This window comes from Verrucomicrobiia bacterium, assembly GCA_035946615.1.
In the GTDB taxonomy this organism is placed as follows: Bacteria; Verrucomicrobiota; Verrucomicrobiia; order Limisphaerales; family UBA8199; genus DASYZB01.
Genome location: DASYZB010000049.1, coordinates 1 through 21,725, shown reverse-complemented (window position 1 = coordinate 21,725; position 21,725 = coordinate 1). Strand labels below are relative to the sequence as shown.

The following is a 21,725-nucleotide window of genomic DNA, read 5'->3' as shown; positions in this document are numbered from 1 at the left end:
AGTGACTACGGGGCTGCCGGCTGAAGCCGGCGTTCCGGACGCGCGGAACGCCGCCTTTAGGCGGCAGCGCCCGCCGTCACTAACCGATTACTGCCTGTGTGCCCGGGAGTGCGTGTTTTGAAAATGGACCCGGATGCCCTCATCCTCGTTCTCATCAGATAGTAGCAGCCGTCGGCTGCTACGGACAGGTCGAGGAGATGGACTGAGAGTTCTTCAAATCTCGCAGCTTTCGATCTCCTCGTTGGAAATCCGTCCGATTAAATGCATCACCTGTTCGGCAGCGTCGGGAGAGAAGCCGGCCATGTCCAGGACCGACGGGGCAGCCAGGCCCAGGCGCTGGATGAGTTCGTCCTGGGCCAATCCGATATCGGCGCCGCGTTTGAAATAGCGGCAACAGGCCCGGCGGATTTCTTCGAGGCTGCCGGCGCAAGCCTTGAAATCGGCGGCGGCCTGCTCGGCCAGCGGGCCGAAGCGTTCGTCGGCGCACTCCCCGGTGGCCCTCAGGTCCACCGGGCCGAATGTCATAAACATCCAACCGTTGCCCCCTTCGCGCCGATAGGCCCCCTGCGCCCCGCATAACCAGCACGCCAGCGCGGCCATATACCACCCATCGGTTTCCTGGGCGTCCCATTCGGCAACCACCAGGCGCTCGAACCCATATTGCTCGCCGTATTGCCGGACGCGCAACGCATCCTCTTTTAGATGCTCGGGCAGCGACGCATCCGCCCAGGCCCACTTCCAGATGCCCGTTTGCGAGTCGAAAAATCCTATAACCTGCGCCGGCGCCCACGCTGTCACTTCCGGAAAGCTCCACACCAATTCCCCGGACCCAAGGTCCAGATGCCATTGTTTCTCCTGGCCCAATCGCCAGGTTTTCTGGTGGGCCCGGGTTTTGTCGAGCAACTCATCCATGTTTGCCCGGAGCAGTTCGTCAAAATCGGGTGCCGCCACCGGCGCCGGTTCGTTGTCTCGTTGCAACTGTTCTATGAGGCGCAAGCCAGGTGCTTGCATCACGGCTGCATTGGAGGCGGCGCCATGAGGGGCGCCATTGCTGCGGTATAGTTGTTCCTTGATTTGCATGTCGGTTGATGTTGGTTAAAGTAACGGGCTGTCCGGGGCCCAGGGAGCGACTTCAATTCGTACCGGAACAGGACATGGCTGAGACTGTTCGAGGGGGCCGGACCTCTTCACTCCCAGGAATCCTGGCGGATTTTGTGCGCTGCGCATTCGTCGAGCCTAAGGAGCAGAGCATGTGCCGCTTGCGACGCAACGCGCCCCAGGATTTTCCTGGCATGGCGAACTCGGGCGGTTTTTGGGCAAAAAATGGGGAGTCGCGGGGGCTCGTCCCTCCGGAAGGTTCAATTCAGCGGAACATTCCCGTTCACCAGGTCATCAAAGGAAAGCGCTTTGAGTTGCGGATGAGTGGCGACGAAGTTGCCGGTCTCATGCAAGAAACCAATAAAGTCCTCGTCCGGCTTGCCGTTGCGGAAGTACTCCCACCAATGGGTGACGAGCACGGTGAGTTGTTGATTCTCCAGAAAATGAATGATACCCCCCAGCATCGTGCTAAAGCTGCGCTGGCAGGAGAGCAAACAGCCTGGATGCGTCAGCAGCAGGGTGTTTCCAACACGCCAATGAGGCGAATGCGAAAGTTTCTTAACCGCATATTGTGGCCACCAGGAGTAGGGCAAGCGGCTAAGTTCAAACCAGCCGGTTGACAGCACGCGGAAGCGCCGGGCCACTTGCTGCAACGCTGGCCGGGAAAGCCGGTCATAAGGCGCCACAAAGGTTTGCGGGCGCGCAAAGCCCGCCTCGATGAGCCGTTCGGTCCCGCGCTTCAATCGTTGGGAAATTCCGGACAAGTCCAGCCTATCAAATTCAAGGTACTCGTGATGACAGCCGTGTTGGGCAATATGGTATCCGGAGTTTGCGCGCAAATAGGAAACGAGCCTTTGATTCGAGGCGAGCGGCACTCGCCGGTCCGTCGAGGAATCGCTTTGACCGGCCCCCTGCGCTGGAGCGGGGCTTTCCTGTCTATCGGCGGCGCCAGCGGTGGCCTGCGAGCCTTGGGATTGGCTGGAGGCGGTCTGGTTTTTGCCACCCTGAGCAGCCGATGGGGCGGCCCTGGGCAAGAAGCCTTCGGGGCTGCCATCGGCCATCGCGGCATCCATGCTGACTTCGGGGATGGTGGCAAGGTTGACTGGCAGGCCCGAATCCAGGAATGGCCGGTAGAGGCGTTCCAAACAATCCACGGGCGTCAGGGCGTTGGTATCATCATCGCGGAAGATTACGTAGCGCATTGCTTTTCCTCCAAGAGAAGCTCGTAGAGCACTTTCATTTTTCCGGCCAGGGCGGTGGTGCTGTGTTTTGCAGCCAGCACCGCCCCTCGTTTGGCTGTTTGGCGCGCCATTTCCGGGTTCTTGAGCGCGGAATCGAGGGCTTCATGAAAGCCCTGCGGATTGTCCAGATCGAAGAGCCAGCCGTTCTCGCCCTGCTTGACCAGGGAGGCAGGGCCCGAGGCCCTTGCGGCCAGAACGGGTGTGCCGGCAGCCCAGGCCTCCAGGATGACCAACCCGAATGTCTCCGAAAGAGAAGGCAACAAGAGCAGGTCCGCAACCTGGAGCAAGCCGACCAACCGCGGGTCGTCGGGCGGAAACCCGCCGGTCAAGAGCACGCGCTGCTCGAATCCGAGCTTGCGGATCGTGGTATGGACAAGGTTCCCATAAGGCTCGTCCGTGCAAGGGCCGGCCAGAACAAGCAGCGCGCGCGGATGCCTTTTGCAGAAAGCCCCTGCTTGTTCGAGAAGCCATACCTGGTTTTTGATCGGGTCGATACGCCCTAAACAAAGCAATACCTGACGGCCCTGAACCTCGGGGAAAGCGTCTCGAGCGGCCCGCCGCTGGTCGCGCTGATAAATCTCAAAGGGAATTCCGTGAGGCTGCACCACGATATGTTTCGAGGGGAATTGGGCCTGGAGCAGCGCCGCCTCTCGTTGGTTGCAGGTCAGAATGGCGCCCGCATCCCGGAACAGCCGGTGTGATTGAAACAAAAATCCAAAGAGTTTCCCCCATTCCCAGCCTTGCTCGATGGGCGCGTTGAAACTGCGTTTGATCTTTTCCGGCAAATCCAGCACGCCGCCATGCACGGTGACGACGAAAGGCAGGCGCCGTTGTTTGGCGATCGTCAGCCCGATGCCGCCTATCCGGCCCAGGGTATGCGTATGGACGATAGAAAGCTCTTCCTGTCGCCATAAAGACGAGATGAGTTCAAAGGACATTAAATTGCCGCCTACGGCCACAAGCTGGCGTTTGCGCTCCGGCGAAAGTCCAAGAACGGGAACAAATGCCTTGAACCGCTGCACGGAGACTCCGGAATGCGCCAAGGGGTCGCCGTTGGACTCGCGTTGGAGACGCGGACAAAACACAACCGGCGCCACACCCTGATCCCGCAGGCCATCCAGCAATCGCTGAATGGCCATTTCCGTCCCGCTCCATTCCGCCGGGTCGAGCTTCCTCAATAAATGGGCGACGCGCATGGATTTGGTGTGGGGAGGGGCTGGAAGGCCGGCGGCGAGACCACCGCCGGATAGGCATCAGGTTGGGGTGGAACAGGCTGTTTTGCGGCCTGGCGCTTGATAAAGTAGAGGCTCATCAACACCCCGAGCATGACATGGAAGGTGTAATAGAGCGGGAGGTGTCTGAAAACCCATTCGGTGAGGCATTGGAGGAACATGCCGCAGCAGCCGAAGAAAATGCCCACGCCGATGCGGCGCATCGGGTCGGGGTCGCGATGGAGGAGGAAGCTCCCCCCCATTTGGAACCAGCGCAACCAGGCCAGCGTAAAGAGCAGAAAACCGGGAATGCCCAACTCGCCCACGGTCAGCGCGCCGAGGTTATGGGCTGGGGCGGCCTGGGCTTCATCTACGTTGCTGTCCGGGGGCACCTGATCGCTGGGCTCGCGGTCCACCCCTTTGTAATGCACGAACCGGTAACCCAGCTTGGGCCCGTACTTATTGCTGACCCAGTAGGACCAATTATTCAAGCCGACCCCAAAAAATTGCTCGCGCGCTATCGCCTTGGCCACACGGATGTAGTAACCCCGGCCCATGTTCTCCTTATTGCCGTACTCCTGCTTGAGGGTGGATTCGCCAAAACGTTCCTTGAGCGTTTTCCAGGATTTGGCGGCGATGCCTGTTACTCCCAAAACCACAACCAGGGAGATGGCAATCGAGCGGGGGGTGATTTTAAAAGAGACCGTCGTGATCGTCGCGCCAAACAAAACCAGGGCCATAATCGTGACACCCGCGCGCGAAATCGTCATGACCTCGGCGACAAGCGCCAGAGGAATCGCCAGCGCGCATAACAGCTTCAGCATCTTAGGCAGACGCGAGGTCAGCGCCGCGACCATGACCGGGGTGGTGCTGCACAAAAGGACAGAGAGACTGTTGGATTCATCGACCGTGCCGGGCACCCTATGAATGCCGCCGAGATAGCGTTGCTTGAGAGCCAGCAGGCCCTCATAACAGATCAGGATCGACAGGGCGAAAACGAACATGCGCAGCTCGCGCTCGTTTCTTAAATAAAATGCGACCGCCAGCACCAGCAGCAACCCGCGAAACATCCTGAACAACTCGAAAAGGCCAAAAAGCATTGGAGAGGACATCGCGACGTTGGCAGCCGCGTACACAAAAAGCAGCAGCATCAGCCCAAAACTCGGCGGCCAATAGGCCCGCGATTCCCCGCGCCGCGGGACCAGAAAGGAACTGACCAGCAGGCTGATGGCCAGCACATCCAACACCGACACCTCGAATCCGCGCGAGGTGCCCCGATACCATTCCCGGCTGACGAAGTTGACGTCCAACCGCTCGATGAGAGGAGAGAGCGCCAGCAATAGAATGAAAAAGAGGTCCCGAATGCGCTTGGAAACCGTCGCTGCCAGGATGCCGCCCAGAATCGAGGCGGGCACGACGGTCAGCCCGAATAGAGACTTCACGTCCATAAACACGCTTCTCCCTCTCCCCTTCCGAAGGGGAGAGGAGTCCCTCTCTGTAGTCTATGCCACGGCCCCATCGGCAGATTAAAGATGTAGTTCATGTTAGGGGTCCTCCACGGCAATCTTCGCCAGACTCGTTAATAGAAGAAGACATCGGTGCTGGTGACACCGGGACGGCAGGGGCCGACGCTCTCAAAAACCTGGCAACTGCGCGCCTGGTTTTTCTCCCGCAGGCCAGGGTAGCGCCAGGAATCGTCCACCACAATGATTCCCCCGTGTTTCACCCTGCCTTCGGCCTTTTCAAAGCAGATGGGCCTGACTTGGGTCCACTCCTCGCTGCCGTCAATGACAACCACATCAAACCGCTCTTCCGGGATGGCGTGCAAATAGCTCGAATGCTCGAAGCCGCCGGGGTTTTTGAAATCGAACGGATACAGGTTAAGCTGCGCGTTGTGAATGGATTTTTCCCTCAACCGCCGGGATACCAACTCGAACCACTTCGGATTATCCTCAATCGAGAACACGCTCTTGACCCGGCGCGCGAAAAACATCGTCGAACCGCCGGAGCCGTATTCGCAAACTGACATGTGCGGTTCGAGGAATGTTTCGAGGAAATCGATAGCGGCATAGGAGAACCAGGGAATCTCGAGGTCCAGCGGCGTCTTTTCTTTGGATAGATTGTGCGAGAGGCACCGCGAGATATACTGCGGGTGCAGCAGCAAGTTGGTAAATACCCGTCCAATTTTTTGAGGAACAGTTCCGTGCATAATTAATTCACTTTCTCGCCGGCGTTGATTTCAGCGGTCTAACTTCGCGGAGGCCACCGCCCCTATTGAGGAGTCCCTAACATGAACTACATCTTTAATCTGCCGATGCTTCTCCCTCTCCACTTCCGAAGGGAAGAGGGATCCCTCTGTGTGTAGTCCATCCCACGGTCCTGCCAGCAACCCCATCGCGGTCGGAACCTCTTGGCCATTGCCCTGCGCGAATCCCCGCCGGGGCGCTTTGGGCCAGTAATCGGTGCCACCCGCCTTCAAGGAGCGATAGGCCAGGAAACTAGCCAGCAGCGTGGCGCCCGAGCCCAGCGCGGCGGCCGGCAAACAAAACATCCGCGAAATCAGTCCGAGCTTTTTCAACTTGCGGAACCGCTGGCCGAACAAACCCGGATAAAGGCGCCAACAGTATTTCTGCCGAGCCAGGTGCCCGGCAATCAGGCGCTTTAGCCAGGCCGGGTCCGTTGTTTCCTTGTTGCGGATCACCTCGCCCATTTGCCGGCGCTGGGCGGGCGTTAGGGCCGGCAAGCACTGGTCCACCAGGATGTGAACGATTGTTTGCCCAATCACCTGCCTCTTCTGGTTCTTCAAGATAGCGGCCGGAGAGGTGTAGGCCTCGAACGTGTGCTCGGCTTCGGGCGCCAGGCAAATCCGCTCCGGTCGAATCTCATCCTCGAGGAAATCCGTGCACACCAGCGCCTTGATAAAACCGTCGTCGCACGCGGCGAGGTCCTTGGGCAAGTAGATGTTTCGGGCCGTTTCGGAGCGAATACAGTAAAGCTGGGCGCATAACTGGGCGTCAGCCGAGAGGGTCATCCGGGAGGCAGCCAGCGAGAGGCGCTCGAAGAGCGTTTTGCGCGGCTTAAACGAGATGTCTTTGCAAGGGCGGTCCACGGCAATGCTTGCCTCAGCATGTTGTTCCAGGGCGCGCGCCATGTTCCAGAGCGTCTCCGGGCGCTGAAGAAGGATGTCGGCATCCATCAGGAAAAGGAAACGAGCGTCCCTGGATGAGAGCTGATGGACGAATTGATTCCAGGCATTAATCTTTCCCCGTTGCGCAATCGTTTCCACTCGGGCGCTAAAAGCCCCCGCTTCCGGGTGGGTGGCCGATTGTTTCGCAAAGACGCTGGCCGCAACCGCCGCGGTCCGATCGGTGCACCCGTTGGCCAGGCAAAGCACCTCACATCGCAGACCGCGTTCGCGGGCGTTGCGAAAAAGCGTCTGGCGGAAAAGCGATTCGAGCAAATCCGCTACGGCCCGTTCCTCGTTCCAGGCAAAAATGCCCAGCGATACCCAGGCTGAATCGGCATGGTCTGTTCGTGTCATTTGCAAAAATCCGCCAACCGCTTTGAATCGTAGGACCCGCGGGGGCCTTAAATGAAGTAGGCGAAGACCTTAAAAAGATGGGTTAAACACCCCTCTAAGCATTTTTTATGAATCGGCTATGCTCAATGCCGAAACATCGATTCCGATGAAGACCTTTTGGGTAGCCGGCTTTGTATTCGCTGCCGGGTTGGCTCTGGTCCGAGCCGATGAGCGGCCGGGTAAAGGTGTCGCTTCCTGGTATGGCGAGGAGCATCGGGGCAAACTGATGGCGAACGGCAAGAGGTTTAATCCCGATAAGCTCACCGCCGCCTCGTGGTTTTACCCGCTGGGGACCAAGGTGGAAGTGACCGCTCGCTCGCCGGACCGCGCGCTCAAAACAGTCATGGTGACCATCACGGACCGCGGCCCGGCCTACGAGCTGGTGCGCCAAGGCCGGATTATCGACCTGAGCCACGCGGCCTTTAAAAAGGTCGCCCCAACTCGAAATGGGTTGGTACCGGTCAAAATTCGTCCGGTTCGGTGATACGAACCGCGAATGGAGGCCAATTCGCGTTCATTGGCGTGCATTCGCGGTTACCTCAGGGCCAATGACAAGGTCAGTTCCAAACCTTTGTAGGAGACGATGTAAGGAGTCTCTGATCAAGATTGTCGGCTGGCCGCCTTTGGCTCACCCGGAAGTTGCCGATCAGAGACTCCTTACGTCGTCTCCTACACTCAGGAATGGCGGCTCGTTGCTTCGACTCTGTCATGCGCCCCGCGGTAACCTGGCCAACCTGGCCACTCACCTTTCGTAATCGGTTAGTGACGGCGGGCGCTGCCGCCTAAAGGCGGCGTTCCGCGCGTCCGGAACGCCGGCTTCAGCCGGCAGCCCCGTAGTCACTGAGGCGTTACCACCTTTCCGAGCTTGACCCCAAGGCCAGGCCCGCCAATGCTATAGCCCTTGGCTGGGTCCATTGAACTCGAGGCGAAACTGCGTGAGAGGAGGGCGCCGGGCTGGGAAAACATCCATGAAGCAATTAAATCGATTCATTTGCCTGCCGGTAACCGCACCCACAGGGACGCTTCTTTCAGGCCTTCTCTTCGGCGTCCAACCTGTTTCGGCCCAGACCGCCGATACAGCGGCGCCAAAAGTCCCCCGCTTTTCCGTGGAGTACATGGATGCCGCCGTGGCCCCGGGCGCCGATTTCTATCGGTACGCTGACGGCGACTGGATCAAAAACAATCCGGTCCCGGCGGATAAATCGCGTTGGGGCTCCTTTGCGGAACTGCAGGAGCGCAATTGGTTCCTTATCCATCAGATTCTGGATTCCACCTGCGCAGGGGCTAACGATGCGAATTCACCGGCGCAAAAGGTGGCGGATTTTTTCCGCTCGGCGATGGATACCAACCGCCTGGAGCAACTCGGCTTTAGTCCGCTGCAACCGGACCTCCTACGCATCGAGGAGATGGCCGGCATTCCGGACCTGCTTCGTTTGCTGGCCAATTTCCAGGGGCGGGGCATTAGCGCCGGGTTCGGGCGGTCGGCCTCGCCGGACGCCAAGAACAGCGCGGTATATGCCTTTTACCTCGGCCAGGGCGGCCTTGGCCTGCCGGACCGCGATTATTACCTCACCGAAAGATTTGCCAAAGCACGGGAGGCCTATCGGGTTCACATTGGCAAAATGCTGCAGCTCCTGGGCGAAAAACCCGAGGCGGCGCAGACCCACGCGGCCACCGTGCTGGATTTGGAAACCCGGCTGGCCACTGCCAGCAAAGCGCGCGCCGACCTGCGCGACCCCATCTCCAATTATCATAAATTCGCCGTCGCCGACATCCAGCGCGATTACCCGGACGCCCCCATTGCCACCTACCTCGCTGCCGCCGGTCTGCCCAATTTGAAGGAAGTCATTATCAGGCAGCCGGAATTTTTCCAGGCCTTCTACAAGCTGGTCAAGGAACGCCCGCTTGATGACTGGAAGGTTTATTTGCGCTGGCACCTCTTGCGCTCGATGGCGCCTTATTTGCACGCCGCAGCGGAGGAGGAGTCGTTCGCTTTTTACGGCAAGGTGCTGCGGGAGCAGCAGGAGCAGGAACCCCGCTGGCAACGCGCCGCTCACGTCATTGACAGTGAAATCGGCGAGGCCCTCGGCCAGCTTTTCGTTGAGAAATACTTCCCGCCCGCAGCGCGCGCCCGCATGATCGAACTGGTCGATAATCTCAAGGGAGTCTTCCGGGACCGATTGCAAAAAGCCGACTGGATGACCGAGGCCACCCGCGCCAAGGCCCTTGCTAAATTCGATCGGTTCACCAGCAAGATTGGACATCCGGACAGGTTCCGCGATTATTCCTCCGTGGCGGTTCGTCCCGAGGATTTCCTGGGCAACGTCCAGAGGGCTGACCAATTCGAGACCGACCGCGAGTTCCGCCGCGTCGGCGGACCGGTGGACCGGACCGAGTGGCACATGACCCCAGAGACCGTGAATGCCTACTTCAGCCCGCCTTTGAACGAAATCGTCTTTCCAGCCGGAATCCTTCAACCCCCGTTTTTCGATGTGCAAATGGATGACGCAGTCAATTACGGCGGCATTGGGGCCGTCATCGGCCACGAGATGACCCATGGTTACGATGACCAGGGGCGCAAATACGACGCGGATGGCAATCTAAAGGATTGGTGGACCGAAGCCGACGCCAAGGCCTTCGAAGCCCGCGCGCAAAAGGTAGTCGAGCAATTCAACGCTTACGAGCCCCTCCCCGGACTGCACGTGAATGGGAAGTTGACGCTCGGCGAAAACATTGCCGACCTGGGCGGCGCCAGCATTGCATTCGAGGCTCTCGAACGCGTTCTCGCCAAAAACCCTGCCAAACGCAAAACAATCGATGGCCTTACGCCCGAGCAGCGGTTCTTTGTTTCGTGGGCACAGATTTGGCGCACCAATTGCCGGGATGCCGAACAGCGCCGCCTGATCACCATCGATCCGCATAGCCCGGGCCAATTCCGCGCCATTGGACCGCTGGTCAATCTGGATGCCTTCTATCGCGCCTTCGGCGTCCAGCCCGGCTCTCCCATGTGGCGCGCCCCCAGTCTGCGCGCCAAAATCTGGTAGGACATCCTGGTCCGTAGCAGCCGACGCCACGTCGGCTGTACGATATCCGAGAGCTCTTGAGCCGAGTGGTAGCTTTTGAGGTTCAGCGAGGTTGGGCCTTGACAAAGTTTCCGACAAAGTCTCCGACGAAGGGAGATGAGATGGTTATGAAAATGCCCAAACTTCTTCCCGATTTCTGCTTTCAGCTTTCAGCTTTCTGCTTTAACCCTGTCAAAACCCTATATCCCGCTGTACCGAAATGGAGCATAGCTAGAGGGCCTGGCAGGCCGTTTTGTCGTCTTGTTGGCATAATGCAGGCCGCTCACGAGGGACAAAAGCAGCGCAGAGCTTGAGAATTGAGGGTTTGGGTCGATTTCAGCCGGGTGGAGAGCGAGTTAAGCGGAAGAAGGGCATAACAGTTGCATCAGGCGGAGGTGTTTATGAGCCGTTACTACGTTTCTTGCGAGCTGGGCGAACAAAGCGGTCGGATTCTCCTGGGCACCCTCCACAAGGAGGAACTGACCATCAGCGAGGTCCGCAAGTTTCCTAATGAGCCTTTACAGGATAAGGATTCCCTTCAGTGGAACGTTCCCCAACTCTATCACGAAATCATCGAAGGGCTGCGCGCGACAGGCCTGTACGACGAGCCCGTCGATGGAGTCAGTTGCACATCCTGGGGCGGCGATTATCTGCTCTTTGACCCGGAGGGTTCATTAATCACACCGGTTTATCATCCAAGCGACTCGCGTCAGCGCGCCGCGGCGGGCAAAGCGCTGGCCAAAATGCCCTGGGAAACTTTATATGCGGAGACCGGCATCCAACGCCGGCCATGCAACACCTTGCTGCAGTTGGCGGCTGAAAGCTCCAAGCGCCTCAAGCATGCGGCCCATCTCTTGCCGATTGCCGACGGCTTGAACTTCATGTTGTCGGGGGCGCACGTGGTGGAACATTCGTTGGCCAGCACGACCCAGCTTTACAACCCAACCACTGCCGGCTGGTCGGACATGCTGGCTGAGGCGGTGGGCTTGCCGCGAAAGCTGCTGCCGCCCCTGGTGGAACCGGGTACTGAACTTGGGCGACTGCGGCTTGATATTGCCAAAGAGACGCGCCTGCTCGAAGCCCGGGTGGTGGCCTCCTGTTCGCACGAGATTACCTCCGCATTGGCCGGGTTGCCGATAGCCGGCCAAGAGAGGTGGGGATTCATCTGGCCTGGCTCCTGGACGGTGATGGGAACTCAATTGACCCAGCCGATGATCAATGACGCCAGCCGCGAAATGGGCTTTACCAATGAGCCGGGGCCCGCAGGGACTTTCTCTTTCCACAAACGCGCCGTCGGGCTGTGGCTCCTCGAAGAGTGCCAGCGCTTTTGGGAAGCTCGCGATCTGGCGCTGGACTGGGATTTACTGGGACATTTGGCAAGCTCCGCCCCGCCGTTTGAATCATTGATCGATCCGATGGACCCGAGGTTCGCCGAGCCAGGGGATATGCCGCTAAAGATACAGGCCTTCTGCAAGGAAACCAATCAAACGGTGCCCCGAAAGCCCGGCCCAATCTTCCGTTGCATCCTGGAGAGCCTGGCGCTGCTATACCGCAAAATGTTTCAGGAAATCGAGTACCTCACCGGGGCTGAAATCACCCGGCTCTACATCATGGGCGGCCAGACCAATAGTCTGCTCCATCACTTTATCGCCAATTCCCTCCAGGTCCCGGTTGCCATTGCCGCACCGGATTCCGTCGCGATGGGCAACGTTATATTCCAGGCGCTGGCCTTGAAACACCTGCCCTCGCTCGAGCGAGGCCGCGAGATCATCCGGCGTTCCTTCAAGCTGGAAACCATCGCGCCGCACGCCAGTGTCTGGGACATCGCCTTCGACCGGTTCATTGGTTTGGACCCAACTGCCGCGGCCGCCGAGACCCCGGCATAAGGCCTGGTTGGTAAATGGGTTTCCGTTTCAGACTCCTTGTTGCTATACCTGCCGGGCGCGGCGGGCGGTTGCCGGCTTTCCGCGCCAAGAGCCTCGAATCAAATGAAGATACTGGTCATTTCGCTGGCCGGCATCGGCGACACGATACTGGCCACACCGCTGATGCATGAACTGCGCGCCCATTATCCCGAGGCGCGAATTGACGCGCTGGTGCTGTGGGCCGGCTCGAAGGATGTCCTGCAGGGCAATCCGCACCTGACATCCATCTGTCAGCACAATCTGCTCGAAGAAAGCAAACTGGCGGCCTGGCGGTTCCTGCGCCCGCTGCGCGGGTCTCAATACGACCTCTCCATAAACACCCATCCGCAGAGCCGCATTCACTACCGTGTCATCGCCCGCGTCGTCGGCGCGCCGCACAGGCTCAGCCATCTCTATGATAATTCCCGCCTGCTGGATCGCCTCCTGATAAACCGGTTCCTGCCCCACGCCTACTCAAAACATTCAGTCGAGAACAACCTCGACCTGCTCTCGTTGTTAGGCAAAAAGCCGATGCTGCCCCAACACGAGCTTGAGATTTTTTTATCCCCCGCCGAACACGACTGGGCCGAACAATTCCTTGCCCAGCACCAACTGGAAGGCAAGCCCCGGCTGGGGGTCCACACCGGGTCGGGCGGGACCAAGAACCTGGCGCTCAAGCGTTGGCCGCTAGACCATTATATCGAACTGCTCAAACTATTGCATCGAACCCGGCCTGATGTGGCTGTGCTGCTCTTCGGCGGTCCGCAAGAAGAAGCCGACCAGCGACAAATCCAGGCGGCCCTCGGGCCCTCGGCAGCGGTTCGAGTGCGCAGCCAAACGCTGCGCCAGGCAGCGGCCCTGGTGAAGCGGTGCACCGCTTTCCTGAGCGTCGATACGGCCCTGATGCACCTCGCCGCCGCCGTCAAAGCGCCCAATCAACTGGTCATTGAAGCCCCAACGCTAAATAAAACCAACCTGCCCTACGGAAATCCGTTCACCCTGGTGCCCAACCCGGCGATTGCGGGCAGAAACCTCCAGTACTATCGCTACGACGGCAGAGGCATCCAAGGCAGGCGTGAGGAATTGATTCGCTGCATGGCTTCCGTGCGCGTTGAGGCGGTCTATGAGGCCGTGGCCCGGGTTCTGGGGTAATCATCCGTGGGCCGTGGCACTGAGATTCGGTTTATGAAAGGGGCGTTTTGCCTCCGATTGGTTCCGATTACCTCCGATTACCTCCGAGTGGTTCCGGTTGAGCAAAGGAATGTCCTCCGGCGCCGCTATCCAGAGCAAAGGCTGGGTGATGGCGACATTGCGCCGAATTTCGAGATCGGTGGGGTCGGCATCCAACCTTTTCCACAATGCGAAGTATTTTGGATCGCCGAACGCCGCATATGCGAAGAGCAGGCAAGGCTGGCGCATCGGCCAGTTGTCCCAATGCATAACGTCTTTGGCGCGTCCGTCCCTCACCCATTTGCTTTTGTCAGCCAGGTATGGATAGATGAAATCTATCGCCAGCTCGGGCGAGCGACCATCGCGCAAACCCAACCGCCACATATCCTCCCGGGGCGTTGAGAGCAGGACGCAAAGGGTCGCAACATTGTCCGCTTGGAAAATCGAGTAACCGTATGGTTTGGTGCGCCGCAGTTCCAGTGGAAAGCTGCCATCCTCGGCCATCTGCTTTGGCAAAAGGACCTCTTTAAAACGGTTTCGCGAAAAATTCAGCAATTTGGCATTGCCGGTGAAACGGGCGAAGCTGGCCGCCTGGACAAAATAAGCGATGCTGTGGTTGTTTGCTGCGTTCATCTCCTTGACACCGTTGGTGGAGGTCGTCATCCAGTCGAGGTAATCGGCGAACCACTTTTTAAGGCCCCTATCGAGCGCCAGAGGGAAATTGGAAGCTTTTTCAAGAAAGCCAACTGCCACCGGCACCTCAGCCAAGTGGAGGGTGTCGATCACCCCCCAACTCGTGCCGGGCCACTTGCCCAATACCGCCTGGGCATAATTGAGGTTTGGGTTCATCTTCGTTTTCTCGTCGAGAAAGAATGCCCTGAGTAATTCTGCGGCTTTGGCAACATAGCTCTGGTCGCCGTTAAGCGCATAAGCTGCCGCAAGGGCAGCCACCGCATCTTTCATGTCGCGCATCGCCATGCGATGATAATCGAAGTTGTCAGGGTTGGTTTCTCCGTCCCGCCCGATGTAGGGCAGGCCGTTGCTGTTGGTCGGATTGGGCCAAAAATAGTCGCTTTGCGAATAAAAATCGTGCGGACCACCTTCACTATTCGTGGCAAAGTAGGCCGTGATGGTCGGTGCCTTCAGTTCGAGCGCCTGCCCTGCCAGTTTAAAGACTCTGGCTTGATCGATTTGGGCCACGGTTCTGGCCAACTGAGCGTTGGAGGCACCCTGCACCTGCAGGGTAATCGCAAGCACCACCAGCAGTTCCACCAGGCTGAATCCCAGAGGACGGTCGAAAAACCTACATGCAGGGCCGTTCCTTTTGCCGGATGCAGATACGAAATTGGAGGTTGTCCTCGTGGCCGGTTCGAGGGCTTTGCCGGGCGGCGCTTGCCAAAGGCCGTTCATAGGTCCCAATCTGAAACGCAAACTGCCCCTGCTTGTGGCGAAAGTCAATCAGGCAACTAGCCTCGGCAGTATCCCCTCAGTGACTACGGGGCTGCCGGCTGAAGCCGGCGTTCCGGACGCGCGGAACGCCGCCTTTAGGCGGCAGCGCCCGCCGTCACTAACCGATTACCCTCGGCATGATGGAAACACCCGCGCCAAGCCACAAATCACTCCAGGCAACGTTTCTGGGAACAAGGGCCGCTCAACCAAGCGGGTCGGCGAAATAAATACTTCTTGACTCGCTGCCGGATTTCAACAAAATAAGCTTATGGACGCTTTAATTCCCTCTTCGGCCGAATCGGGACTGGTGTCCGATGGGGCGAAGGCGTCAGGGGCCGTAGTAGCAGAACTGGACTCGGCTTCCATCTTGGAAGCGATTCAAGTCCGTGCTTCAGCCCTCACGCCGGTCATGGAGGCAATACTTCATTTCCGCCCCTCCTTTCACTGGGGAATCAACGAGTGAGTCGTCGAGATTGGCGGAATCGACGAAAAACGCAGTTGAACCGTCATTTAATATCGATGGAATGATTATGAAAAATACAATTGAACAGTCAGTCAAAGTTAAGGAATCAGAAATTAGTGTGGTGGCTTACCAGATGTGGGAAAAAGCAGGCCGCCCCGCAGGCCGGGATTTACAGTTTTGGTTGGATGCGGAAGGGCAGCTTCGCGCTGCTGCCGCCAAGGCTGCCTCCGCCGCGCCCGCTACGCCTATATCACCAGTGGCATCGGACAGTAAAGCCGTTCGCAAAGCCGCCAACGGGCAATTGGGGCCGAGTCGGCCAAACTCAGCCACGGCCCAGCAGGTGCGCAAGTTCTGATCCCGGCTCACCTTTAGTAGGGACCAGCCCTCAAAATCAGCCACACCACCGCAGCCAGAGCCTGAAGGTTACCGTTGGGACTTGGTGCCCAGTGGACCGATTGGCCCTGATTGACGTGTTGCCCGCTGCGCCGGGAAATCGACCACCACGGCCAGCCCCGCGCCCCTTTGCCTGGGCCGACCCGCTGAATTCTCTGGGGTTTCATGCCCGCGCTCAATCGTGCGCCCGCCGGTACTTTGCTTTGAAGAACCGGAGGGATGAAACGTTGAGCGGCGGTTCGTTGGACCGGCTTCGTTAGCCTCACGAAATCTCATCCAGGGTGTCATTGGTTACCTTCCATTTGCCTTTCTCCTTCTTGAGGGCGTAAGTGTTTCCAGAGGCGCTCATTCCTGCCTCATAGTAACCACCCTTCACCTCAACCTCCGTGTCCGAATTCCACTTGATGCTCGTGACGAAAAAAATCAGACCCCGCTCTCCCGTCTTCTTATCCAAAACACCTCTCCCTGGGTCCGCACTGCACTCAGACCTCTTGCGAACCGGCGGTTTGTTGTGGGCGAATCGCTTGATGAACTTGTCCGACGGGTCGCCGCTCTTCTCGCCAACCGTCAGGAAGTAACCCTTGGCCTTGTTCTGCTGACCCGAAACGTTATGGTCGAACTGCCATCGGAATACCGCCTCGCGAATGTCCTCCTCCTGACTTTGGGGTGCGTTGTTGGCTCCAATCCCGACCGAAGCGAAAGCAAACAGTAGAAACAGGCTGGCGATATTCTTCATGGCGCATCTCATAGGGCTGAAAACTTCAGTGACCATCTGCTGGAATACCAAGCCCCGACGGACAATCCGGTCATGCCAGAGAGTTGTGATTTTTGTCAAGCGCGGCGTCATTTTCAAATATCTTACCTTCAGCCGCGAGCAGGAGAGTTAACTTCTGAGCTTTTTCCTTGGCCGTCATGCTCGACTGGAATCAATTACTCGCCGCCTGCCATGTGGACATACATAGTTTGCAGGGCGATTTTTCCCGGTCCGGTGAAGCGATTCCAGCAAATCTGGCCCGCGCTGGCGAACAGCCCCGTGGAAAGTCTCTGAAACATCGTCTGCATTTGCACGCTGCGGTCCTTGTAAATCCAGCCGCCTGGCTCGATGTCAATCGCTTCGCCGGGAGCCAGTGTCACTTCGAACACGTTGCCGTAGCCATGCACCCAAAGAATGCCTTCCTGCGCCGGGCACGAAAAGGTGTCGATAAAAAAGCCCGTCCCACCCAGCAAGATGTTCGCAGCGCCTTTCACCCGCGTGAAGGTATAGTCCACGTTGTTCGTCGCGGCGAGCCATTGATGTTCCCGCACGTCCATTCCCATGCCGGATTTGAGGTGCAATGCAAACACGTGTCCCACGCCGTCGCGGCTGAAGGCGATGCGGCCCGGACCTTTGGCACCGGTGAGCAGGAACGGCATTCCCGCCAGCATCCGTTTAAATCCGCCTTTCATTGGGTGCAGTTCAATCTGCACAGCCGGGTCTTTCCAGAGCAGGATGTGGTGCTCGAAATAAACTCCGGTGCTGCTCAATTCCAAATGCAGCGCGGGCACAAGTTCGCCTTCGATGTGATAGGTGACACCGCCGAAGGTTTCGTTTTGGGCGGACGTGGGTAATTGGGTCGGGACAGCCATAATTTTGAATCGGTTAATGTTTGGAGTCTTATTAATCTCAACCTCAACACCAGTGATGGGTCAAGTCTATACGAATGCACCCCCGGATGGAACACAACTAAAAGCCGTCCTTGGCCCGCTTCTGTTGTCCATTCCGCTGTCCCGGCGTATCGCGGCGACTCCGTTGGAGTCATTGCCTGGTTGAAATGCCGTCACCCTTGTCCTTGGCTTGGCCAGCGCCTCCAAAGCCATGCTCGCGAAAGCAGGCTGTATGCGAGTTCCACGACCAAATCGACCACCACAGCCAGCGCCGCCCTCGAGCCAAGGGGCCGACCAGAGGCGCCGCACCCGGTCCGGCGGCGCCACCGCAACTCTCAACATTTGACAGTTGAACATGCTGACCAAGAGCCGCAACTTGCTCGAATTACGTTTTCACTCCCGTATACTGTCGCCATGCGAAAGCGGGTCCAAATCGCGCTCGCCGTTCTGCTCGTTGCCATCCTTGGCATGATTATGTGGCAGGTAGTGCGCCTGCGCGAGCCGGTTTATCAGGGCAAACCCCTTTAGGAGAATTTGGCAACAATGGCAAACCTGCGGTGGCTCCGCTCATTGAGTTGCTGAGCGAGGGAAATCAGGACGCGAGAAAGGCCGCAACCAACGCGCTCAAGCAAATCGACCCCGAAGCCGCCGCCCAGGCGGGAGTAAAATGAATATGTTCAACCGGCTTCAGATTTGATTCGGGTATGGAAGCAACCACCAGATTTGTTGTCCTCTGCTGGGTCGTCATCGTCTTCATCTGGGTGATTTCGGCGCTGTCGGTCAAACCGACCAAGGAGCGACAGCCCTTGCCCGGTCGGTTGCTTTACCTTTTTCTCGCCGTCGTTGTCGCCGTGCTTCTGAAACGAGGGGTTCGCGAAGTTAATTTTGCCCGGGTGGTCCTTCCCCATACCTTCTGGATAGGCATCCTCGCCGACGCCATCGTCCTGGCTGGCCTGGTCATTGCCGTCTGGGCACGCGCCGTACTGGGAGGCAACTGGAGTGCGCGGGTGGCTCTGAAGGTGGACCACGAACTGATTCAACGCGGGCCATATCGTGTTGTGCGCCACCCCATTTATTCAGGGTTGCTGTTGATGGTCCTGGGAACCGCCATTCTTGGGGGCAGAGTGAGCGGCTTTGTCGCCTTCTTCATCTGCTTTTGTGCTTCGTGGATTAAACTGCGGCAGGAGGAAGCTCTGCTGACAAAACGTCTCCCTGGGTATTCCGAATACAAGGCCCGCACAAAGGCTCTGGTTCCATTTGTTCTTTGAGGACATAAGCCGGGTTCGCGCCGGGGAAAAGTCAGCGGTCGAGACACCGCGCCAGATTAAGTTTCTGGAAGATTTTGCAGCCCGGCAATAACCTCCACAAGGCGGGCGTCTCAAGACCGTCCTGCAACAGATCATGGCCAAATCACATGGCAGAAAGGCAGCCGCTCCAGAGGCGGCCATCGCGGGCGCTTCTCAGCGCAGAAGCGTGGTGGCGTCGCCCACAAAATCCATGAGAATAATCCTGACGTGCCGCACATTGGGCGTATTTCTGCTGCTGGTGCTCTGTTCTTGCGCAACAGAGAGGCCGATTCGTTCATGCCTTCCAGCCGATGTGACTATGAACAAAGATGCTGGTCGTGGAGACTGGTTAATTGTGATGGTGCGGTTGGAGAGTGACGAAAAGTTGCCATTCGTGGTGGACACGGGTTGCCCCATTACTACCTTCGACAAATCGTTGGAGGCAAAGTTAGGAAAACGTCTCGGCGCCGTAACGGTCTGGAATTTCGGCGTTGGCATTAAAACGGAGATTTATGCCGCGCCGAAGCTCTATGTCCGAAACGCTCTGCTGATGATGACCGGCACCAACGTCGGGGCCTGTGATTGCAAGCAGCTTTGTCCTACCGAAGGCCGTCCTATCATGGGGATTCTCGGCATGGACGTGCTGGAACATTATTGCATCCAACTGGATTTCAACAGGGGTAAAATGCGTTTTCTCGACGATGAGCGTGCGAAGAAAACAGATTGGGGCCAGCCGTTTCCTTTGACCGACATTGGAGACGGATGTTTTTCTGTCGCCGGGAACCTTGCCCACGCAAAAGGTCCAAGTTCGCTCATTGATACCGGGTGCAACTACGGCGGTTGGCTGGTGAAAAGATTGTTCCAGCAATGGACCAATCAAGCGATTTCGCTAGCACATGGTGAAACTCGTGCTCCCGATGGCGTGCTGGGCGAAGAAACTTATCACGACCTTGAATTGCATGGGCTTGACGAGAGACTGAATGCCAATGATTCACGCCTGAAGCTCAATGGAATTGGACTCCGCGTTTTGGCCCAAAATCTTGTCACTTTAGATTTCCCCAGGCGGACAATGTACCTCAAACGCGCCAGCGATTGGCCCCTTGCTCCTAAACATATTCAGTCAGAGGCAAAATCATGGGCAAGCTCAGCGGCGGATTTCTTAAAGAGATTGAAGCAAAAAGGGCGGTTGCCCGGTTGGTCAAAAAATGACGGCGGCGGGACAACCGCTTTTCATTTCCAACATGACGCCCATCTCGACTCTGTAACCCTGGATGCGCAAAAAATGGGCGATTCGTCCATCTACCATTACACAGTAACCCGCGCATCCAAAGGCAGGCGTTGGCAGTTGCAGAAGGCGTGGCGGACGGGTCAAGACGGTCAGATAATGGAGGAATATCCGGTGCCTTGAGTGGCCGGTTTGCGAGGGCAGGCCCGGGTTCACGTCCTGCGGCGGCCTAACCCAGGCGAATTTGACTTTGAAAGACGGCCTGCCAGATTTTTTGGTGCGGATTGTTTGGGTCCGCTTGGTCCAGACCAGGGATAAAGAGCTGAGTCACCTCTCGGTCAGGTTCCCAGCGCCTGTCAGGTCGGGAAAAGTTCCCCTTGCGAACTCTTTGGGTTAGCGGTGTGCCAGCCCATGCGGAGACTGGCTTCTTCAAAATGACTTTATGCAATACATCCAACTTGCTCCACTCGAAATCAATAGCTAAGCAGTGGCGAGCTGCGGCACTCAGCGTCTGGTTGCGGCGTTGGGCATGTTGCTTCAATGCCTCAAAAGGGCTGTAACCAACCCACCACTTGCCTGTGAAGTAAAGTTCAGGCTTATTGCTGTCCGCAAACCGGTAAATCACCATATTGGGCTGAATGATCGTGGGGTGGAGGGCTACCAAGCCTCGTCTTGCTTCCGACGCGGTTGCGTCCATAAAGCTTTCATTCAATGTCTTCACTTTTGCGCCGCCATCAGTTTGCTTTTGTGGTGTGTTCAGTGAGGGCTTCATACTATGGGAATATGTCACGCACCAACTGATAGGCAACAAGTTTATGAAGGGAGAGCAGCAATTTGAGGTGCGGCATTTTTTTGACGTGCCGCGTGTTGTGCGAAATGCGCCAACACCTCCGCCGCCCATCTCTGGAAAAACGACGGTTTTCCTACCCGCTCGCTGATGATTTTTCCGCAGGCGAGCTTGAAACAAGTCGCCGAGCAGCGCATCCTGCCGGTCATGGGCAAGCATTTACCCTCATCCCTGGATGTGTTGGCTGCCGTGACCAGAAGCAGGCCAGAAGACTGGCAGGTATTGGATGGACCTGACAGTGGTGTCGGCATCGATTACTGGTTTCGGAACACGGAAACGGGAGCCGAGGCTTACTTGAACCTCGACCAGGACCACCTGACCATTTCGCTGGACGAGGAGCGGATTTACGACGGGTTGCTGCCATAATCCAAAAAGACGAATGAAACCGATGTGGTTCGCCTTCACTGCCAAGTCTCCCTTTCAGCAGATAAACGCGGCATTTTCAAAAGCAATAGCTCCAGTGAGTTTTTGCCCCTTTTGGACCATGAATGCCAAAGTCATGGCGCGCGCCCTCGTGTGCTTGGCCTCCACTTCAAGTCTCAGCCAGGGCGGTGAGCCTGCAAAACAATGGCAACTCGGGACCCCAATTGTGACATACTGGGCCGGTCCTGCCATGACAGACAAAACGGCGCAGCAGATGACCCAAGGCGGCTGGAATCTAGTTTGGTGTCGAGAAAATGAACTGGATGTGGCGGCTCGCTATGGCCTGAGAGCGCAACTTCAGGATGGTTTGCTCGCACCGACATCGTTGGACAACCCTGCCCAAAGGGAGCAGTTGGATGCGTTGATCAAGCGGGTTAGGGGGCATCCTGCGCTTTACTCGTATTTCATCACCGACGAGCCGAACGCAACAAACTTTCCGGCGCTGGGGAAATTGGTTGCCTATCTTCGGAAAGAAGACCCTGCCCACCTGGCGTATATCAACCTGTTCCCGACGTATGCGAGCAACCAACAACTGGGGAATTCGGGGGACAAAGTTGCGGCCTACCAGGCGCACCTGCGTCAATATCTTGACATCGTAAAACCGGGGTTGATCAGCTATGATCACTACCAGCTCACTGCCAAAGGAGATTCGCCGGATTATTTTCTAAACCTGGCACTGATCCGCCAAACGTCCCTGGATTCGGGATTGCCCTTCCTAAATATCGTGCA

21 protein-coding genes are annotated in these 21,725 nt (G+C 57.6%); 10 read left to right on the top strand and 11 right to left on the bottom strand.

What is annotated here, in order from left to right; genetic code table 11:
* Window positions 1-213 precede the first annotated feature (213 nt).
* The 6 genes from VG146_08045 to VG146_08020 form a co-directional block, all read right to left on the bottom strand.
* Window positions 214-1,080 (bottom strand): hypothetical protein, encoded by an 867-nt coding sequence (locus VG146_08045; GenBank protein HEV2392299.1) that lies wholly within the window; start codon window positions 1,078-1,080, stop codon window positions 214-216.
* A gap of 278 nt (window positions 1,081-1,358) precedes the next feature.
* On the bottom strand, window positions 1,359-2,300 hold the full coding sequence (locus VG146_08040; GenBank protein HEV2392298.1) for a DUF2334 domain-containing protein: 942 nt from the start codon (window positions 2,298-2,300) through the stop codon (window positions 1,359-1,361).
* The gene (locus VG146_08035) at window positions 2,288-3,535 is read right to left on the bottom strand and encodes a glycosyltransferase family 4 protein (protein ID HEV2392297.1); all 1,248 of its coding nucleotides are present in this window, start codon (window positions 3,533-3,535) and stop codon (window positions 2,288-2,290) included. Before VG146_08035 ends, VG146_08040 begins: the two co-directional genes overlap by 13 nt.
* The gene (locus VG146_08030) at window positions 3,514-4,998 is read right to left on the bottom strand and encodes an O-antigen ligase family protein (GenBank protein ID HEV2392296.1); all 1,485 of its coding nucleotides are present in this window, start codon (window positions 4,996-4,998) and stop codon (window positions 3,514-3,516) included. The genes VG146_08035 and VG146_08030 overlap by 22 nt, the downstream gene beginning before the upstream one ends.
* 131 nt (window positions 4,999-5,129) lie before the next feature.
* Complete coding sequence (locus VG146_08025; GenBank protein HEV2392295.1) at window positions 5,130-5,759, bottom strand: class I SAM-dependent methyltransferase; 630 nt, start codon at window positions 5,757-5,759, stop codon at window positions 5,130-5,132.
* Between the two features lie 30 nt (window positions 5,760-5,789).
* Window positions 5,790-7,091, bottom strand: a complete 1,302-nt coding sequence (locus VG146_08020) for a glycosyltransferase (protein ID HEV2392294.1) — start codon at window positions 7,089-7,091, stop codon at window positions 5,790-5,792.
* A gap of 118 nt (window positions 7,092-7,209) precedes the next feature.
* On the opposite strand from VG146_08020, the gene VG146_08015 reads away from it, so the two are divergent.
* The 4 genes from VG146_08015 (at window position 7,210) to VG146_08000 (ending at window position 13,248) form a co-directional block, all read left to right on the top strand.
* The gene (locus VG146_08015) at window positions 7,210-7,614 is read left to right on the top strand and encodes a septal ring lytic transglycosylase RlpA family protein (GenBank protein HEV2392293.1); all 405 of its coding nucleotides are present in this window, start codon (window positions 7,210-7,212) and stop codon (window positions 7,612-7,614) included.
* A gap of 484 nt (window positions 7,615-8,098) precedes the next feature.
* Window positions 8,099-10,174, top strand: a complete 2,076-nt coding sequence (locus tag VG146_08010) for a M13 family metallopeptidase (GenBank protein HEV2392292.1) — start codon at window positions 8,099-8,101, stop codon at window positions 10,172-10,174.
* A gap of 419 nt (window positions 10,175-10,593) precedes the next feature.
* Window positions 10,594-12,078, top strand: a complete 1,485-nt coding sequence (locus VG146_08005; GenBank protein ID HEV2392291.1) for an FGGY-family carbohydrate kinase — start codon at window positions 10,594-10,596, stop codon at window positions 12,076-12,078.
* Between the two features lie 102 nt (window positions 12,079-12,180).
* Entirely contained in the window at window positions 12,181-13,248 is a 1,068-nt protein-coding gene (locus tag VG146_08000; protein ID HEV2392290.1) for a glycosyltransferase family 9 protein, read from the top strand.
* Here the strand turns inward: VG146_08000 and VG146_07995 are convergent, their stop codons facing one another.
* Entirely contained in the window at window positions 13,249-14,676 is a 1,428-nt protein-coding gene (locus tag VG146_07995; protein HEV2392289.1) for an alginate lyase family protein, read from the bottom strand. It lies immediately after the preceding gene.
* Window positions 14,677-14,983: 307 nt separating this feature from the next.
* Here VG146_07995 and VG146_07990 point away from each other — a divergent pair, with 307 nt between their 5' ends.
* Both VG146_07990 and VG146_07985 read left to right on the top strand, forming a co-directional pair.
* Window positions 14,984-15,178, top strand: coding sequence for a hypothetical protein (locus tag VG146_07990; GenBank protein HEV2392288.1), 195 nt, complete (start codon window positions 14,984-14,986; stop codon window positions 15,176-15,178).
* Between the two features lie 67 nt (window positions 15,179-15,245).
* Window positions 15,246-15,533: a DUF2934 domain-containing protein gene (locus tag VG146_07985; GenBank protein HEV2392287.1), complete on the top strand. Its 288-nt coding sequence runs from the start codon at window positions 15,246-15,248 to the stop codon at window positions 15,531-15,533.
* Between the two features lie 13 nt (window positions 15,534-15,546).
* Here the strand turns inward: VG146_07985 and VG146_07980 are convergent, their stop codons facing one another.
* The 3 genes from VG146_07980 to VG146_07970 form a co-directional block, all read right to left on the bottom strand.
* Window positions 15,547-15,738 (bottom strand): hypothetical protein, encoded by a 192-nt coding sequence (locus VG146_07980; GenBank protein ID HEV2392286.1) that lies wholly within the window; start codon window positions 15,736-15,738, stop codon window positions 15,547-15,549.
* A gap of 95 nt (window positions 15,739-15,833) precedes the next feature.
* Window positions 15,834-16,307, bottom strand: a complete 474-nt coding sequence (locus VG146_07975; protein HEV2392285.1) for a hypothetical protein — start codon at window positions 16,305-16,307, stop codon at window positions 15,834-15,836.
* A 194-nt stretch (window positions 16,308-16,501) separates the two neighbouring features.
* Window positions 16,502-17,197, bottom strand: a complete 696-nt coding sequence (locus VG146_07970) for an AIM24 family protein (GenBank protein HEV2392284.1) — start codon at window positions 17,195-17,197, stop codon at window positions 16,502-16,504.
* 722 nt (window positions 17,198-17,919) lie between these two features.
* On the opposite strand from VG146_07970, the gene VG146_07965 reads away from it, so the two are divergent.
* Both VG146_07965 and VG146_07960 read left to right on the top strand, forming a co-directional pair.
* Entirely contained in the window at window positions 17,920-18,483 is a 564-nt protein-coding gene (locus tag VG146_07965) for an isoprenylcysteine carboxylmethyltransferase family protein (protein ID HEV2392283.1), read from the top strand.
* A gap of 337 nt (window positions 18,484-18,820) precedes the next feature.
* Window positions 18,821-19,909: a hypothetical protein gene (locus VG146_07960; GenBank protein ID HEV2392282.1), complete on the top strand. Its 1,089-nt coding sequence runs from the start codon at window positions 18,821-18,823 to the stop codon at window positions 19,907-19,909.
* A 46-nt stretch (window positions 19,910-19,955) separates the two neighbouring features.
* Here VG146_07960 and VG146_07955 read toward each other — a convergent pair whose 3' ends face one another.
* Window positions 19,956-20,498 (bottom strand): hypothetical protein, encoded by a 543-nt coding sequence (locus VG146_07955; GenBank protein HEV2392281.1) that lies wholly within the window; start codon window positions 20,496-20,498, stop codon window positions 19,956-19,958.
* A gap of 165 nt (window positions 20,499-20,663) precedes the next feature.
* Here VG146_07955 and VG146_07950 point away from each other — a divergent pair, with 165 nt between their 5' ends.
* Both VG146_07950 and VG146_07945 read left to right on the top strand, forming a co-directional pair.
* Window positions 20,664-20,939, top strand: coding sequence for a hypothetical protein (locus tag VG146_07950; protein HEV2392280.1), 276 nt, complete (start codon window positions 20,664-20,666; stop codon window positions 20,937-20,939).
* Window positions 20,940-21,057: 118 nt separating this feature from the next.
* Window positions 21,058-21,725: hypothetical protein (locus VG146_07945; protein HEV2392279.1), on the top strand; the 668-nt coding region annotated here is incomplete at its 3' end.

Bases quoted from the DNA above. Each gene is read 5' to 3' on its own strand.
- VG146_08045 (HEV2392299.1), bottom strand. From the start codon at position 1,080: ATGCAAATCAAGGAACAACTATACCGCAGCAATGGCGCCCCTCATGGC.
- VG146_08040 (HEV2392298.1), bottom strand. From the start codon at position 2,300: ATGCGCTACGTAATCTTCCGCGATGATGATACCAACGCCCTGACGCCC.
- VG146_08035 (HEV2392297.1), bottom strand. From the start codon at position 3,535: ATGCGCGTCGCCCATTTATTGAGGAAGCTCGACCCGGCGGAATGGAGC.
- VG146_08030 (HEV2392296.1), bottom strand. From the start codon at position 4,998: ATGGACGTGAAGTCTCTATTCGGGCTGACCGTCGTGCCCGCCTCGATT.
- VG146_08025 (HEV2392295.1), bottom strand. From the start codon at position 5,759: ATGCACGGAACTGTTCCTCAAAAAATTGGACGGGTATTTACCAACTTG.
- VG146_08020 (HEV2392294.1), bottom strand. From the start codon at position 7,091: ATGACACGAACAGACCATGCCGATTCAGCCTGGGTATCGCTGGGCATT.
- VG146_08015 (HEV2392293.1), top strand. From the start codon at position 7,210: ATGCTCAATGCCGAAACATCGATTCCGATGAAGACCTTTTGGGTAGCC.
- VG146_08010 (HEV2392292.1), top strand. From the start codon at position 8,099: ATGAAGCAATTAAATCGATTCATTTGCCTGCCGGTAACCGCACCCACA.
- VG146_08005 (HEV2392291.1), top strand. From the start codon at position 10,594: ATGAGCCGTTACTACGTTTCTTGCGAGCTGGGCGAACAAAGCGGTCGG.
- VG146_08000 (HEV2392290.1), top strand. From the start codon at position 12,181: ATGAAGATACTGGTCATTTCGCTGGCCGGCATCGGCGACACGATACTG.
- VG146_07995 (HEV2392289.1), bottom strand. From the start codon at position 14,676: ATGAACGGCCTTTGGCAAGCGCCGCCCGGCAAAGCCCTCGAACCGGCC.
- VG146_07990 (HEV2392288.1), top strand. From the start codon at position 14,984: ATGGACGCTTTAATTCCCTCTTCGGCCGAATCGGGACTGGTGTCCGAT.
- VG146_07985 (HEV2392287.1), top strand. From the start codon at position 15,246: ATGAAAAATACAATTGAACAGTCAGTCAAAGTTAAGGAATCAGAAATT.
- VG146_07980 (HEV2392286.1), bottom strand. From the start codon at position 15,738: ATGAAACCCCAGAGAATTCAGCGGGTCGGCCCAGGCAAAGGGGCGCGG.
- VG146_07975 (HEV2392285.1), bottom strand. From the start codon at position 16,307: ATGAAGAATATCGCCAGCCTGTTTCTACTGTTTGCTTTCGCTTCGGTC.
- VG146_07970 (HEV2392284.1), bottom strand. From the start codon at position 17,197: ATGGCTGTCCCGACCCAATTACCCACGTCCGCCCAAAACGAAACCTTC.
- VG146_07965 (HEV2392283.1), top strand. From the start codon at position 17,920: ATGGAAGCAACCACCAGATTTGTTGTCCTCTGCTGGGTCGTCATCGTC.
- VG146_07960 (HEV2392282.1), top strand. From the start codon at position 18,821: ATGAACAAAGATGCTGGTCGTGGAGACTGGTTAATTGTGATGGTGCGG.
- VG146_07955 (HEV2392281.1), bottom strand. From the start codon at position 20,498: ATGAAGCCCTCACTGAACACACCACAAAAGCAAACTGATGGCGGCGCA.
- VG146_07950 (HEV2392280.1), top strand. From the start codon at position 20,664: ATGATTTTTCCGCAGGCGAGCTTGAAACAAGTCGCCGAGCAGCGCATC.